We start from the raw sequence: 12,973 nt of genomic DNA, 5'->3' as shown, positions 1-12,973 counted from the left end.
CGGGAGAGCAAGCCGGGGGAGAGAGCGGGCGCTCGTTACGCCGTCGTGCCGTCAAAAACCACGGGCTTCGCTGCAAGTGGCTCCTAGCTAAGCCACCCCTCTCCCCAGCCCTCTCCCCCTGAGGGGAGAGGGAGCGACTGCCGTCGTCGTAGCGCGGGGTTGTGGCCCGTTCTTCGGCTTCGTTCGATGTTTCAGGTGCGCTGTTCCGCGCTGCTGAGCGTCCCCACACAATAAGCCGCAATCGCATCCAGCACGCTGTCATCCTCGCCGACAGCTGCCGCGCAGCGGATCGTCACACCCGGAAGCTTGCTCCGGCAATCATCCAGCAGGGCCGGCAGGTCCCGCCGCAGATGCCCGCCCTGGCCAAAGAACACCGGCACCACATTGATGTCGGTAACGCCCCCGGCGGCCAGCGCCGCCAGCGTATCCGGCAGCGAAGGCGTCATCAGTTCCAGGAAGGCCAGGCGCACCGCGCAATCCGGCAGCGCGGCTGTCAGCCTGGCGTGCAGCCGGTCAAACGGCTCGCGCCAGCGCGCATCGCGCGCGCCATGGCCGAACAGCACCATGGCCTGGCGGGGAAGGGGTGTGGTATTCATCTTCGAGCCTTAATGCTTGCTGGCTAGCTTAATGCCGGTCCACCCAGCGCAACGCGCCAAGCGCCACCAGCAGGTACAGCGTGCCGGGGATCAGCGCCGAGACGATGGGCGGCCAGGTATGCAGCAGCCCCACGTGCGAGAACAGGGTGTTGGACAAGTGGAAGGACAGCCCCAGCATGATGCCGCCGAACACCTTCACGCCCACCGCGCCGGCCCGCGCGTGCAGGTAGGCAAAGGGCAGGGCCAGCGCCACCATCACGAACAGGGTCAGCGGGTAGATCACTTTCTTCCAGAAGGCGATCTCGTAGCGCTGGGTGTCCTGCTTGTTGTCGCGCAGGTGGCGGATATAGCGGAACAGGTCCACCGTGGACATCCGCTCCGGCTCCACCAGCAGCACCGACAGGATCTGCGGCGTCAGCTCGGAGCGCATGGCCATGGTGGGCACGCTTTGCTGCTCGCCGCGGAAGGCCGGTGCCAGGGCGTCCGCTTTGCCGGGCTCGCCCCTGGGCAGTTCCAGGAAGTGGGTCTCGGTCACGCCGGTGAGCTGCCAGGACTGGCCGCCCTCGTAGCGGCCTTCCTTGGCCACGCGGATCACGCTCAGGCGGTATTGGTCGTCGAACTCGTAAATGGTGACGCCGGTGATGCTCTGGTCGGGCCGCAGGCCGGCCACGTTGACGAAGCGCGTGACCTCATGGCCCTTGGAGGCATCGCGGTCGCGGTCCTTGACCCACACGCCGGAGCGAAAGCCCGCCGATACCGTGGCGCCCAGTGCTTCGAGCTTGACCTTTTGCGCATACTGCTCGGCCTTGGGGCCGATGAACTCGCCGAAGATAAACGTGGCGATGGCCAGCGGAATCGCCAGCTTGAACAGCGAGAACAGCGCCTGGCGCGTGTTCAGCCCGGCCACCCGGAAAATGGTGTACTCGGACTGGCTGGCCAGTTGCGAGAACACATAGATGGCGCTGATCAGCACGGCGATCGGCAGCACCTCATAGATGCGGGTGGGCGCCTGCAGGATAACGTGGAAGAACGCCACCAGCGAGGTGTAGCGGCCGGCCACGCTCTCCAGCTCGCTGAGCATGTCGAAGAACACGAACAGCGCCAGCACCGCAAACAGGATGAAGGCGAAGACGCCGTAGATCAGCCGCGCGAAATAACGCTCGTAGACACGCAATACCTTCATGCCTGGTTCCCCCGGGCGCCGCCCTTGCGGGGCAGGCCGAAGACCGCGCGCCAGCCACCCAGGCTGCGGTTCTGGCGGTAGCGGAACAGCATCACCGCGCCCAGCAGGGCGATCAGGTGGAACGGCCACCAGGCCAACGCGAACGGGATGGAGCCGGAGCGCACCCAGGCCTGCGAGAGATTGATCACGTTACTGTAGGTGAGGTAGATCAGCACCGCGAAGACCAGGGGCGTGTAGCGGCCCAGGCGCGGGTTGACGTAGGCAAGCGGGATGGCGATCAGCACAAAGTTGAAGGCCAGCAGCGGCAGCGACAGGCGCCACAGCAACTCGCCCAGGTTCTCGTTGGTGCGGTTGCGCAGCAGGTCGATGGTGTCGCGGCTCTTGGTCGGCAGGTTGGCGTCCGACTCAGGTGGTTTGTTGTCCACCTTGACCGCGTACTGGTCGAACTCGACGATGCGGTAGTCGATCTTGCCGGGCGTGCCGGCATAGCGGCGGCCGTTTTCCATCACCACCATGCGATCGCCGTTGGGCATGGTCTGGAACTGGCCCTGGTGGGCCAGCGCCACGCCAATCTTGTCGGCCTCGGCGTTGGCCACGAAGACGTTGCGCGCGTGCTTCATGTCGGCGTCGATGCCTTCGATGAACAGCACGTAATTGCCCTTGGCCGGCTCGATGAAGCGGCCGGCGGCAATCATGGACAGCACGCCACGCTGCTCGAAGCGGTCGCGGAACAGCGCGCTTTGCTGGTTGGCCCACGGCCAGGCGAACATGCCCAGCAGCAGCGACATGATGATGAAGGGCGCGGCAAACTGCAGCACCGGCTTGACCAGGTCGCGCAGCGAGATGCCGGCCGAGAACCACACCACCATCTCCGAGTCCTTGTACCAGCGCGTGAGCACGATCAGGGTGGAGATGAACAGGGTGGCGGACAGCAGGATCGACAGGTAGCCGATGGTGGCCAGGCCGATCAGCATCAGGACGTCATTGGGGCTGGCCTGGCCATTGGCGGCCATGCCGAGAATACGGATCACGAGCGAGGTCAGCATGAAGGTCAGCATGACCAGAAACACCGCGCCGGCGGTGTATGCGAGCTCGCGACGCAAGGCTTGTTGAAAGATCATGCGGAGTCGGTTCCGGGCTGCCGGCCGGCGCGGGCGATGTCGGTGCCGGGGGGCTTGCTAGCAAGCATAGCGGACCGCCGGCAGCAAATCGCGGATAATAGGAGCTTTCGTGGTGGACAAGCCCCTGGAAGGAAGCGCGATGGAATTTAGCACAAAAGCCTTGGATTGGAGCAAAGCGGGCCAAAATGGTTTCCTGGCAACCAAGACCGATTGTCTGGTGGTGGGCCTGTTTGAAGGACAGAGCCTGGCCGGTGTGGCCAAGGCACTCGACGTGGCAACCAAGGGTTTGGTCTCCCGGCTCATCAAGCTGGGCGATTTCGAAGGCAAGCGCGGTACCCAGCTGATGCTGCACGAAGTGGCCGGTGTGGGCGCTGCCCGCGTGCTGCTGGTGGGCTTTGGCAAGGAAGCCGAGTTCGGCGACAAGGCGTTCGCCGAGGCCGTGCGCACCGCGCTGCGTGCCTTGTCCGGCACGCGCGCCGCCAATGTGCTGTGGTGCCTGGCCCAGCAGCAGGCCCCGCAGCAAGCTGGCAACGCCCGCGACCTGGCCTGGCGCCTGATCACCACCGTCACCCTGATCCGCGAGGCGGGCTACCGCCTGCTGGAGCGCCATCCGGGCCTCAAGCGCACCAATGCCAACGCCAAGGGCAACGGCAACGGCGCCGACAAGCTCACCGGCCTGCGCAAGGTGGTGCTGACCGTGGACGCGGCTGACGCCAAGGCGGCCACCCAGGCCGTGATTCGCGGCGCGGCCATCGCCAACGGCATGGAGCTGACCAAGGACCTGGGCAACCTGCCGTCCAACATCTGCACGCCGACCTACCTGGCCAATACCGCGCGCGGCATCGCCAAGCGCCACAAGCTCAAGGTGGAAGTGCTGGGCCGCAAGCAGCTCGAGGCCCTGAAGATGGGCGCCTTCCTGGCGGTCACCAAGGGCGCGGTGGAGCCGCCCCAGTTCATCGTGCTGCGCTACGACGGCGCCTCGGCCAAGCAGGCGCCGGTGGTGCTGGTGGGCAAGGGCATCACCTTCGATACCGGCGGCATCTCGCTCAAGCCCGGCGAGGGCATGGATGAGATGAAGTACGACATGTGCGGCGCCGCCTCGGTGCTGGGCACGCTGCAGGCGGTGGCCGAGATGGGCCTCAAGCTGAACGTGATCGCGGTGGTTCCCACCTGCGAGAACATGCCATCCGGCAACGCCACCAAGCCCGGCGACGTGGTCACCAGCATGTCCGGCCAGACCATCGAGATCCTCAACACCGACGCCGAAGGCCGCCTGGTCCTGTGCGACGCGCTGACCTATGTGGAGCGCTTCAAGCCGGCCGCCGTGGTGGATGTGGCAACCCTGACCGGCGCTTGCATCATCGCGCTGGGCCACGTCAACAGCGGCCTGTACGCGCGCAACGACGGCCTTGCGGACCAACTGCTGCAAGCCGGCCGCAAGGCCATGGACACCGCCTGGCGCATGCCGCTGGACGATGACTACCAGGACCAGCTCAAGTCCAACTTTGCGGATATGGCCAATATCGGTGGCCGCCCGGCCGGCAGCGTGACCGCCGCCTGCTTCCTGGCGCGCTATACCGAGAAGTACGACTGGGCCCACCTGGACATCGCCGGCACGGCCTGGAAGAGCGGCGCCGCCAAGGGCGCCACCGGCCGCCCGGTGCCCCTGCTGGCGCAGTTCCTGATGGATCGCGCTGGCTGAAGCTGGATGGTTAAGCTTGATGCTTGACAGCAGGGACGGGCCGGCGCCGGCATCTGCGCGGGTCCGTCCCTGTTTAGCTTCATTCTCACAGGATTGCTTTCAACCATGACGCGTATCGATTTCCACAGCAACGTGCCCGACAAGCTCGGCTACGCTTGCCGGCTGATCCGCAAGGCGTACGGCGCCGGCCAGAAACTGGTGGTGCATGGCGCGCCGGAGCAGCTGGCGCAGCTCGATGCGCGCTTGTGGACGTTCTCCGCGCTGGATTTCCTGCCGCATTGCGGCGTGGACAGCCCGAACGCCGGGGTGACGCCGATCGTGTTGGCGGCCGCGCTGGACCAGGCTCCGCACCATCAGCTGCTGATCAACCTTAGCGCCGAGCCGCCGGTGCAGTTCGCCAGCTTCGAGCGCATGATCGAGGTGGTCGGCAGCGACGCCGACGACCGTGCCGCCGGGCGCGAGCGCTTTCGCCTGTACCGCGAGCGCGGCTATCCGCTGGCGCATCACGATATCGCCCAGGCCGGCCAGCCAACACAGGGTAAGGGGGATGCCGCATGACCGAACGCACCACCTCGCGCGTGATCCCGCGCATCGGGCCCAACGACAGCATTCCGCTGCTGACGGAGGTGATCGACCTGCCCACCGACGGCGCCAGGCAACCGGCGCCGGATGCGGCAGGAGCGCCGCAGACGGTAGCGTGGTCGGACGCTGGCGCTAGCAGCCCCAGCCATGCTCAGCCCGTGCATGACATGACCTGGCCCGGCCCGGTCACCCATGTCGTCATGCCCCGTGAGACCGGCGACGGCATGCCCGCGCCCGATATCCCGGCACTGCACCAGCCAACCCCGTCAACCCAGGATGGCGCCTACTCGGTCTCGCACGCCACGCACCACGCCAGCCCGCCGCCCAGCCCGGACGAGTTGCGCGCCGTGCGCAGCGAGCTGCTGACCCGCGTGATGATGCGGTTTCGCACTGAGTGGCCGCAGGTGGTGGAGGCCCATACCGAAGCCACGCTGCAATCGCGCCTGGCCCCGCTGACCGCGCAACTGGCGGCGGAACTGACACAGGCGATGGAGGCCCGGCTGGTGGAGTGGCTGGACGCCACGCTGGAAGAAATCGAGCGGGACCCGGGCGGCATGTGAAGGCCCCAGGCACCGAACGAAGCCGGCGAACAGGCCAAAGCCGCCGGCGATGACGACGGCTGTCTCTCCCTCTCCCCTCAGGGGGAGAGGGCCGGGGAGAGGGGTGGCTTAGCTAGGAGCCACTTGAAGCGAAGCCCGTGGTTGTTTCCAGCATGGCGACGTATCCAGCGCCCGCCCTCTCCCCCAACCCCTCTCCCGCAGGCGGGAGAGGGGAGCAACCACGCGGGAGCTTGAGTCTGCGCTGCCAAAAAAAGCCCGCGATCGCTCGCGGGCTTTTGTCCTTCTGGCGATGAAGCCGCAGCCTCAGTCCGTCACAGCGCCCTTGCTGGCGGTCGAAGCCAGCTTGGCGAACTTGGCCAGCACGCCACGGGTGTAGCGCGGTGCCGGCTGCTTCCAGGCGGCGCGGCGCTTGGCCAGCTCTTCTTCGCTCACGTTGAGTTCCAGCAGCAGCTTGTGCGCGTCGATGGTGACCGAGTCGCCTTCCTGCACCAGCGCGATGTTGCCGCCCACGTGCGCTTCCGGCGCGACGTGGCCGACCACCATGCCCCAGGTGCCGCCCGAGAAGCGGCCGTCGGTGATGAAGCCGACCGATTCGCCCAGGCCCTTGCCGATGATGGCCGAGGTGGGGGCCAGCATTTCAGGCATGCCGGGGCCGCCCTTGGGGCCCAGGTAGCGCAGCACCAGGATGTCGCCGGCGTTGATCTTGTCGGCCAGGATGGCGTCCATGGCGCTTTGCTCGTCCTCGAACACGCGGGCCGGGCCGGTGATGACCGGGTTCTTCAGGCCGGTGATCTTGGCGACGGCGCCTTCCTGTGCCAGGTTGCCCTTCAGGATGGCCAGGTGGCCTTCCTTGTAGAGCGCCTTTTCGATCGGCATGATCACGTCCTGGTCGGCGCGCGGGGTGTCCGGCACGTTTTCCAGTTCCTCGGCCAGGGTGCGGCCGGTGATGGTCAGGCAGTCGCCGTGCATCAGGCCTGCCTTGAGCAGGATCTTCATGACCTGGGGAATGCCGCCCGCGCGGTGCAGGTCGGTCGCCACGTACTGGCCCGACGGCTTCAGGTTGCAGATCACCGGCACCTTGCGGCGGATGCGCTCGAAGTCGTCGATGCTCCATTCCACTTCTGCCGAGTGGGCGATCGCCAGGTAGTGCAGCACGGCGTTGGTGGAGCCGCCGGTGGCCATGATCAGCGCAACGGCGTTCTCGATGGACTTGCGCGTGATGATGTCGCGCGGCTTGATGTCCTTCTTGATGGCCTCGACCAGCACGCGTGCCGATTCGGCAGCGCTGTCGACCTTTTCCTGGTCCGGGTTGGCCATGGTCGACGAGTACAGCAGCGACATGCCCAGCGCCTCGAACGAGGAGCTCATGGTGTTGGCGGTGTACATGCCACCGCACGAGCCCGACGACGGGCAGGCGTTCTTCTCGACGCCCTCGAAGTCTTCCTGGCTCAGGCGGCCGGCGGTGAATTCGCCCACGGCCTCGAACGACGACACGATGGTCAGGTCCTTGCCCTTCCAGTTGCCCGGCTTGATGGTGCCGCCGTACACATAGATGCCCGGCACGTTGGTGCGCGCCAGCGCGATCATGCCGCCCGGCATGTTCTTGTCGCAGCCGCCGATCACGACCACGCCGTCCATCCACTGGCCCTGGGTCGCGGTCTCGATACAGTCGGCGATGACTTCGCGGGAGATCAGCGAGTACTTCATGCCTTCGGTGCCCATCGACATGCCGTCCGAGATGGTCGGGGTGCCGAAGATCTGCGGGTTGGCGTCGGAGGCCTTGATGGCCGCCACGGCGGCGTCGGCCAGGCGTTGCAGGCCGGAGTTGCACGGCGTGATCGTGGAGTGGCCGTTGGCGATGCCCACCATCGGCTTGTCGAAGTCTTCCTTCTTGTAGCCCAGCGCGTAGTACATCGAGCGGTTGGGGGAGCGCGCCACGCCTTGCGTGATGTGCTGCGAGCGTTTGTTGTATGCCATGGGAATCTCCGGGGGAAGTGTGCCGGCCAGCGCGGGGCGCCTCAGGGTTCCGAGGACCGGGCAGGCTCTTGCCATGTTGTGGACGAGAGCATGCCGCTTGCCTTTTATCGTGTCAAATATATTATTCAACCTTTATTGAGTCGAAAAACATATCAGGAGCTCCTTTGGACCTGCGCCAGTTGCGCTACTTCGTTACCGTGGCGGAGGAGTTACATTTCGGCCGCGCCGCGCGGCGGCTCACCATGACGCAGCCGCCGCTGTCCCAGCAGATCCAGGCGCTGGAGGAGGAGATTGGCGTGCAGCTGTTCGCCCGCACGCGGCGCTCGGTGGCGCTCACCCCTGCGGGCCAGCAATGGCTGCCCGAGGTGCGCCGCGTGCTGGCCGATGCGGCCGCGCTGCCGGGCCTGGCCCAGCGGCTGGCGCGCGGGGAGGCCGGCACGCTGTCGTTGGCCTTTGTCAGCACGGCCGATTACGGCATCCTGCCCGACCTGCTGCGGCGCTTCCGGGCGCGGCACCCCAATGTGCAGCTGCAACTGCGCGAGGCCACCAGCGATATCCAGCTGGAGGCCCTGATGGACGGCGGCATCGACGCCGGGCTGGTGATCCGCCCGCAACTGCCGGCCATGCCGCATGGCGTGGCCTACCTGCCGCTGGTGCGCGAGCCGCTGGTGCTGGCCGTGCCGGAAGGCTGGCGCCCGGATGGCGCGGCGGCAGCCGAGGAGGGCGTTTCGCTCAAAGATGCGGCGCACGAGCCGCTTATCATCTTTCCCCGGCGAAGCGCGCCGGCGTTTTATGACATCATTACGGGCTGTTATGCGCGCGAAGGCCTCACGCCGGTGATCGCCCAGGAGGCCATCCAGATGCAGACGATCGTCAGCCTGGTATCCGCCGGCATGGGGGTGGCGCTGGTGCCGGCCTCGCTTTGCAACCTTCGCCGTACCGGTGTGTCCTACCTGCCGTTGCGCGAGGCCGGGCCCGATATCGAGACCGGGCTGGTGTGGCGCGAGGCTGGTGCCGACAGCGTGAGCCCCGTGCTGAGATCGTTTATCGAGATCGCCGGCGCGCTGGCCGCTGCCATGACGCTGACGCAAAACGCTGGCATAACACCGGGCACGGAGCCGGGCGCGGAGCTTGGCACTGCCGCTGCGGCAACGCACCTGACTAACGCAGCCTGAACCCTGATATCGCGCCGGACGCCAGGTTGCCCGTGCGCGATCTCTCTACCTACAACCCTAACCACGGCACACATGCTGATTCATCCCCAATTCGACCCGGTTGCGATTCATCTCGGCCCGCTCGCCATCCGCTGGTACGGGCTGATGTACCTCGCCGGGTTCATCATGTTCCTGTGGTTCGGGCGCCTGCGCATCCGCCAGCCGCATATCGCGGCCCAGGGCTGGACGGTCAAGGACCTGGACGACATGTTGTTCTTCGGCGTGCTGGGCGTGATCCTGGGCGGGCGGCTGGGCTACGTGTTCTTCTACAAGGCCGATTACTACCTGAGCCATCCGCTTGAGATCTTCAAGGTGTGGGAGGGCGGCATGGCCTTCCACGGCGGCTTCCTGGGCGTGATCGTGGCGATGTGGCTGTTCGCCAAGCTGCGTGGGCGGCACTGGATGGAGGTCACCGACTTCATCGCGCCGATGATTCCCTGCGGGCTGGCGGCCGGGCGCATCGGCAACTTCATCAACGGCGAGCTGTGGGGCCGTCCCACGGACCTGCCGTGGGGCATGATCTTCCCGCAGGCCGGCGACAACATTCCCCGCCATCCTTCGCAGCTTTATCAATTCGCCGGCGAAGGCGTGGCGCTGTTCATCATCCTGTGGCTGTTCGCCAGGAAGCCGCGCCCCATGGGCGCGGTCTCGGGCGTGTTCCTGATCGGCTACGGCGGTTTCCGTTTCCTCGCCGAGTTCGCGCGCGAGCCGGATAACTTCCTGGGCCTGCTGGCGCTGAACTTCTCCATGGGCCAGTGGCTGAGCCTGCCGATGATCCTGGCTGGCATTGCCATGGTGGTCTGGGCGAACCGTCACGGACAGGCGGCGCAGGCCCCGATCCGTTAAAGCGGGCGCAGATGACTTTGTTCACCGCTGCCATCTTCGATATGGATGGCCTGCTGATCGACTCCGAGCGCGCCATCATGCAAGCCTGGATCGGCGCCGCGCGCGAGATCGGCATCACGCTGGCGGCCAGCGACTACGTGCAGGTCATCGGCAAGGCCAAGCCGGAGTCCGATGCCTTCCTGGTTTCCCTGCTTGGCGACGAGCATGCCTTCCGCCAGGTGCAGGCGATGGCGGGCGCGCAATTGCATGCGCCGGCCACCGGGCCCCGGTTTCCGCTGAAGCCCGGCGCCAGGGAATTGCTCTCGGCGCTGCGCGGCGCGGGCATTCCCTGCGCGGTGGCATCGTCATCCCGTGTCGAGGAAATCAGGGACCGGCTCGGGCGCGTGGGCGTGCTGGATTTCTTTTCTTCCGTCTCGGGTGGTGATGAGGTGCGCCGCGGCAAGCCGGACCCGGCGCTGTACCAGCTTGCCGCCGAGCGCCTCGGCGTGGCGCCGCGGGCGTGCCTGGCCTTCGAGGACAGCGAGAACGGCGCAACGGCCGCGAACCGCTCGGGGGCGCAGGTGGTGGTGGTGCCCGATATCAAGCCGCCTTCGCCGGTCGTGACCGGATTCAGTTTCCGGGTACTGGGCACGCTGCATGAGGCCATTGCGCACGTGCCGCACTGGTTCGGCGTCCACGCGGCAAGGGGTTCGGCGGGCTAGTCCGCACGCGGCGCCCCGTGGCGTTCCCTGCCTTGCATTCGTCCGCGCCGCCCCTGGCGCATGGTGAGACTGACCCTCCTGTTGATCGGCGCGCAAGCGTTGCGCGAGCGCTGGAAGATGCTGCGCATGCGGCTGTGCAACATCGAATTGTCTTGTCATCTGGTCGCCGTTATTCATAATTATGAATTATTGGGCCTGGCAAGACACATTTCACCGTGCCGCAAGCCACCCCGATGCCATTGCATTCTTCCGTCCGGAGGCACCATGCGCATCATCCAGCAGGCCCTGTACCTCGAAGTCGCGGAGCGCCTGCGCGCCATGATCGACGAGCACGCGCTGATGCCCGGCGCCTGGATTGATGAGGCCACGGTGGCCGAGTCGATGGGGATCTCGCGCACGCCGATGCGCGAGGCGCTCAAGGTGCTGGCCGCCGAAGGCCTGGTGCGGCTGGAGCCGCGCCGCGGCTGCTTTGTCAACGCCTTGTCCGAGCAGGACCTCGACGAGATCTTCCCGCTGATGGCGCTGCTGGAAGGCCGCTGCGCCTATGAGGCCGCACGCAACGCCACCGCCGAGGACCTCGACGCGCTCGAAAGCCTGCATGCCGACCTGACCCAGTATGCGCAGGCCGGCAATATCGACGCCTACTACGAAACCAACTACCAGATCCACGAAGCCATCCAGCGGCTCGCCGGCAACCGCTGGCTGTCCGGCCTGATCAGCGACCTGCGCAAGGTGCTGCGGCTGTCGCGCCACAAGAGCCTGAAGCTGCCGGGCCGCATCCGCGAATCCTGCGCCGAGCATCTGTCGGTGTTCTCCGCGCTCAAGGCGCATGACCCGGAGGGCGCCGAAACCCTGATGAAGACGCACTTGCTGCGCCAGCGCGGTGCGCTCAGGGCACTGGACGCCGCCGAGGCTGACGATAGCGGTCGCGATCCCATCCCCGAAGCACAGCCCGGCCGCCTGCACTTGGCCGGTAAGTCCCCCGTTGATCGATAGCGGCCAACTGACGCGCACAGAGCAGGTACGTCCATGGATTCCCTCAGCAATAGCGAACAGAAAGTCAGCGCGCCCCTGAGCGGCTTGGAGCCGTCGGCGCAATCCCTGTTGTCCCGCTTTGGCCGGTGGTGGGGCCGCAAGGGCGATGACCGCGCCAAGCCGAATACGGGTGCCGATGCCAAGGCGGACGCCAAGGCCGTGGCGCTGCCGGCGCGCGTGCTGCGCCGGCAGCGCGAGCAACTGCGTCAATGCTTCGATGCGCGCCTGACCGACAGCGCCGCCAATACCGCAGCGCAAACCTGGCGGGCCGAATACGAAGCCGCGGGCGATGACGCACGCCAGGCCATGCTCGGCGTGCTGGCGGAAGTCGCGGCCAGCGGCGGCCCGGAATCGGATGACGATGCCAAGGATGGCAAGACGCCCAAATCCGCGTCGGGGCTTGCGCAGGCCATGTCCAACGCGCGCATCCGTTTCTTCAAGCGGCTGGCCGCGCTGCACGGGCAGGAGGGCGCAAGCGTCTGCGGCCTGCATTTCCTGATCGGCCTGCGTGCTGACATGCTGCGCTGGCACAAGCGCGTGCCGGGACTGCGCCCGCTTGACGACGATCTGGAGGCGCTGTTCTCCAACTGGTTCGACGTGGGCCTGCTGGAACTGCAGCCCATCACGTGGGACTCGCCCGCATCGCTGCTGGAAAAGCTGATCCGCTACGAGGCGGTGCACGAGATCGCGTCCTGGGCGGACCTGCGCAACCGGCTCGATTCTGATCGCCGCTGCTATGCCTTCTTCCACCCGCGCATGCCGCGCGAGCCGCTGATCTTTGTCGAGGTGGCCTTCGTGCCCGAGATGGCAGCCAACGTCCACGCGCTGCTGGACGAAGCCGCGCCGCTGGAGGACCTGCGCCGCGTGAAGTGGGCGATCTTCTATTCCATCTCCAATACGCAGCCAGGCCTGCGCGGCGTGAGCTTCGGCAACTTCCTGCTCAAGCGCGTGATCGGGGAGTTGCAGCGCGAGTTTCCCAAGCTCAAGCAGTTCGCCACGCTCTCGCCCATCCCCGGGTTTGCCGACTGGCTGCGCAAGCGCGACGGCGAAGCGGTGGCCAAGGTGCTGGGCGACAAGCGCCTGGCGCGCTGGAGCGAGCGCCACGGCACGCCACCCGCCGACGGCGCCGGCTGGCTGGCCGCGCTGCCTGCCGATTCCGAAGATGCGACGGTGCGCGACATCGCGCTGGCGCTGGCCGCGCACTACCTGGTGCGCGAGCGCCAGCAGGCGCTGCCGGCCGATCCGGTGGCGCGCTTTCACCTGGGCAATGGCGCCTGCGTGGAGCGCCTGAACTGGGCCGCCGACCTGTCGCGCAAGGGCCGTGCGCAGTCGTGCGGGATGATGGTGAATTATCTTTACGTGCCCGAGGCGCTAGATGACAATCTGGTGCGCCTTGGCAACGGATCCCCGCGCATGAGCCGCGCGGTGAGCAAGCTGTTGTAACCCTGGTCAGGTA

The 12,973-nt window shown here is 66.7% G+C and carries 12 protein-coding genes; 8 read left to right on the top strand and 4 right to left on the bottom strand.

All coding sequences use genetic code 11. The annotated features are described in order from the left end of the window. Positions 1–191 precede the first annotated feature (191 nt). Genes AC07XB_RS09005 through lptF form a run of 3 tightly spaced genes read right to left on the bottom strand, consistent with a single transcriptional unit; the run spans position 192 to position 2,900 of the window. Complete coding sequence (locus tag AC07XB_RS09005) at positions 192–596, bottom strand: sirohydrochlorin chelatase (protein WP_492812698.1); 405 nt, start codon at positions 594–596, stop codon at positions 192–194. Between the two features lie 28 nt (positions 597–624). Next, positions 625–1,779, bottom strand: coding sequence for an LPS export ABC transporter permease LptG (lptG, locus tag AC07XB_RS09000; RefSeq protein WP_416049489.1), 1,155 nt, complete (start codon positions 1,777–1,779; stop codon positions 625–627). Continuing rightward, positions 1,776–2,900 carry an LPS export ABC transporter permease LptF gene (gene lptF, locus AC07XB_RS08995; protein WP_183036652.1) on the bottom strand — a complete coding sequence of 375 codons (1,125 nt, stop codon included), beginning with the start codon at positions 2,898–2,900 and terminating at the stop codon, positions 1,776–1,778. Before lptF ends, lptG begins: the two co-directional genes overlap by 4 nt. Before the next feature lie 139 nt (positions 2,901–3,039). Between lptF and AC07XB_RS08990 the strand changes: the two genes are divergently transcribed. The 3 genes from AC07XB_RS08990 to AC07XB_RS08980 all read left to right on the top strand — a co-directional run bounded on the left by AC07XB_RS08990 (position 3,040) and on the right by AC07XB_RS08980 (position 5,744). Continuing rightward, positions 3,040–4,602: a leucyl aminopeptidase gene (locus tag AC07XB_RS08990; protein ID WP_492831964.1), complete on the top strand. Its 1,563-nt coding sequence runs from the start codon at positions 3,040–3,042 to the stop codon at positions 4,600–4,602. 105 nt (positions 4,603–4,707) lie between these two features. Further along, on the top strand, positions 4,708–5,160 hold the full coding sequence (locus AC07XB_RS08985) for a DNA polymerase III subunit chi (RefSeq protein WP_492375664.1): 453 nt from the start codon (positions 4,708–4,710) through the stop codon (positions 5,158–5,160). After that, complete coding sequence (locus tag AC07XB_RS08980) at positions 5,157–5,744, top strand: hypothetical protein (RefSeq protein ID WP_492375665.1); 588 nt, start codon at positions 5,157–5,159, stop codon at positions 5,742–5,744. Before AC07XB_RS08985 ends, AC07XB_RS08980 begins: the two co-directional genes overlap by 4 nt. 303 nt (positions 5,745–6,047) lie before the next feature. On the opposite strand, the gene ilvD is transcribed toward AC07XB_RS08980, so the two are convergent. Beyond that, entirely contained in the window at positions 6,048–7,721 is a 1,674-nt protein-coding gene (gene ilvD, locus AC07XB_RS08975; protein ID WP_043348892.1) for a dihydroxy-acid dehydratase, read from the bottom strand. A 164-nt stretch (positions 7,722–7,885) separates the two neighbouring features. Here ilvD and AC07XB_RS08970 point away from each other — a divergent pair, with 164 nt between their 5' ends. From AC07XB_RS08970 to AC07XB_RS08950, 5 genes are all read left to right on the top strand, one after another. Continuing rightward, positions 7,886–8,896: a LysR family transcriptional regulator gene (locus AC07XB_RS08970; protein ID WP_492831962.1), complete on the top strand. Its 1,011-nt coding sequence runs from the start codon at positions 7,886–7,888 to the stop codon at positions 8,894–8,896. A 72-nt stretch (positions 8,897–8,968) separates the two neighbouring features. Then, entirely contained in the window at positions 8,969–9,781 is an 813-nt protein-coding gene (gene lgt, locus AC07XB_RS08965) for a prolipoprotein diacylglyceryl transferase (protein WP_492375466.1), read from the top strand. Between the two features lie 17 nt (positions 9,782–9,798). Beyond that, on the top strand, positions 9,799–10,482 hold the full coding sequence (locus AC07XB_RS08960) for an HAD family hydrolase (RefSeq protein WP_492812808.1): 684 nt from the start codon (positions 9,799–9,801) through the stop codon (positions 10,480–10,482). Between the two features lie 264 nt (positions 10,483–10,746). Then, positions 10,747–11,478, top strand: coding sequence for a GntR family transcriptional regulator (locus AC07XB_RS08955; protein WP_492831960.1), 732 nt, complete (start codon positions 10,747–10,749; stop codon positions 11,476–11,478). Between the two features lie 33 nt (positions 11,479–11,511). After that, positions 11,512–12,960 carry a malonyl-CoA decarboxylase domain-containing protein gene (locus tag AC07XB_RS08950; protein ID WP_492831958.1) on the top strand — a complete coding sequence of 483 codons (1,449 nt, stop codon included), beginning with the start codon at positions 11,512–11,514 and terminating at the stop codon, positions 12,958–12,960. Positions 12,961–12,973: the final 13 nt, after the last annotated feature.

The sequence above is a fragment of the Cupriavidus sp. GW821-FHT02F09 genome, from assembly GCF_059421605.1.
Note: the sequence above shows the minus strand (reverse complement) of the source record. Positions and strands in the feature narration are given on the sequence as shown.

What these genes read in the sequence shown, in the direction of transcription:
- lptF (WP_183036652.1), bottom strand. Translation starts at nt 2,900, where the DNA reads ATGATCTTTCAACAAGCCTTGCGTCGCGAGCTCGCATACACCGCCGGC.
- AC07XB_RS08955 (WP_492831960.1), top strand. Translation starts at nt 10,747, where the DNA reads ATGCGCATCATCCAGCAGGCCCTGTACCTCGAAGTCGCGGAGCGCCTG.
- AC07XB_RS08985 (WP_492375664.1), top strand. Translation starts at nt 4,708, where the DNA reads ATGACGCGTATCGATTTCCACAGCAACGTGCCCGACAAGCTCGGCTAC.
- AC07XB_RS08980 (WP_492375665.1), top strand. Translation starts at nt 5,157, where the DNA reads ATGACCGAACGCACCACCTCGCGCGTGATCCCGCGCATCGGGCCCAAC.
- AC07XB_RS08950 (WP_492831958.1), top strand. Translation starts at nt 11,512, where the DNA reads ATGGATTCCCTCAGCAATAGCGAACAGAAAGTCAGCGCGCCCCTGAGC.
- lptG (WP_416049489.1), bottom strand. Translation starts at nt 1,779, where the DNA reads ATGAAGGTATTGCGTGTCTACGAGCGTTATTTCGCGCGGCTGATCTAC.
- ilvD (WP_043348892.1), bottom strand. Translation starts at nt 7,721, where the DNA reads ATGGCATACAACAAACGCTCGCAGCACATCACGCAAGGCGTGGCGCGC.
- AC07XB_RS08990 (WP_492831964.1), top strand. Translation starts at nt 3,040, where the DNA reads ATGGAATTTAGCACAAAAGCCTTGGATTGGAGCAAAGCGGGCCAAAAT.
- lgt (WP_492375466.1), top strand. Translation starts at nt 8,969, where the DNA reads ATGCTGATTCATCCCCAATTCGACCCGGTTGCGATTCATCTCGGCCCG.
- AC07XB_RS09005 (WP_492812698.1), bottom strand. Translation starts at nt 596, where the DNA reads ATGAATACCACACCCCTTCCCCGCCAGGCCATGGTGCTGTTCGGCCAT.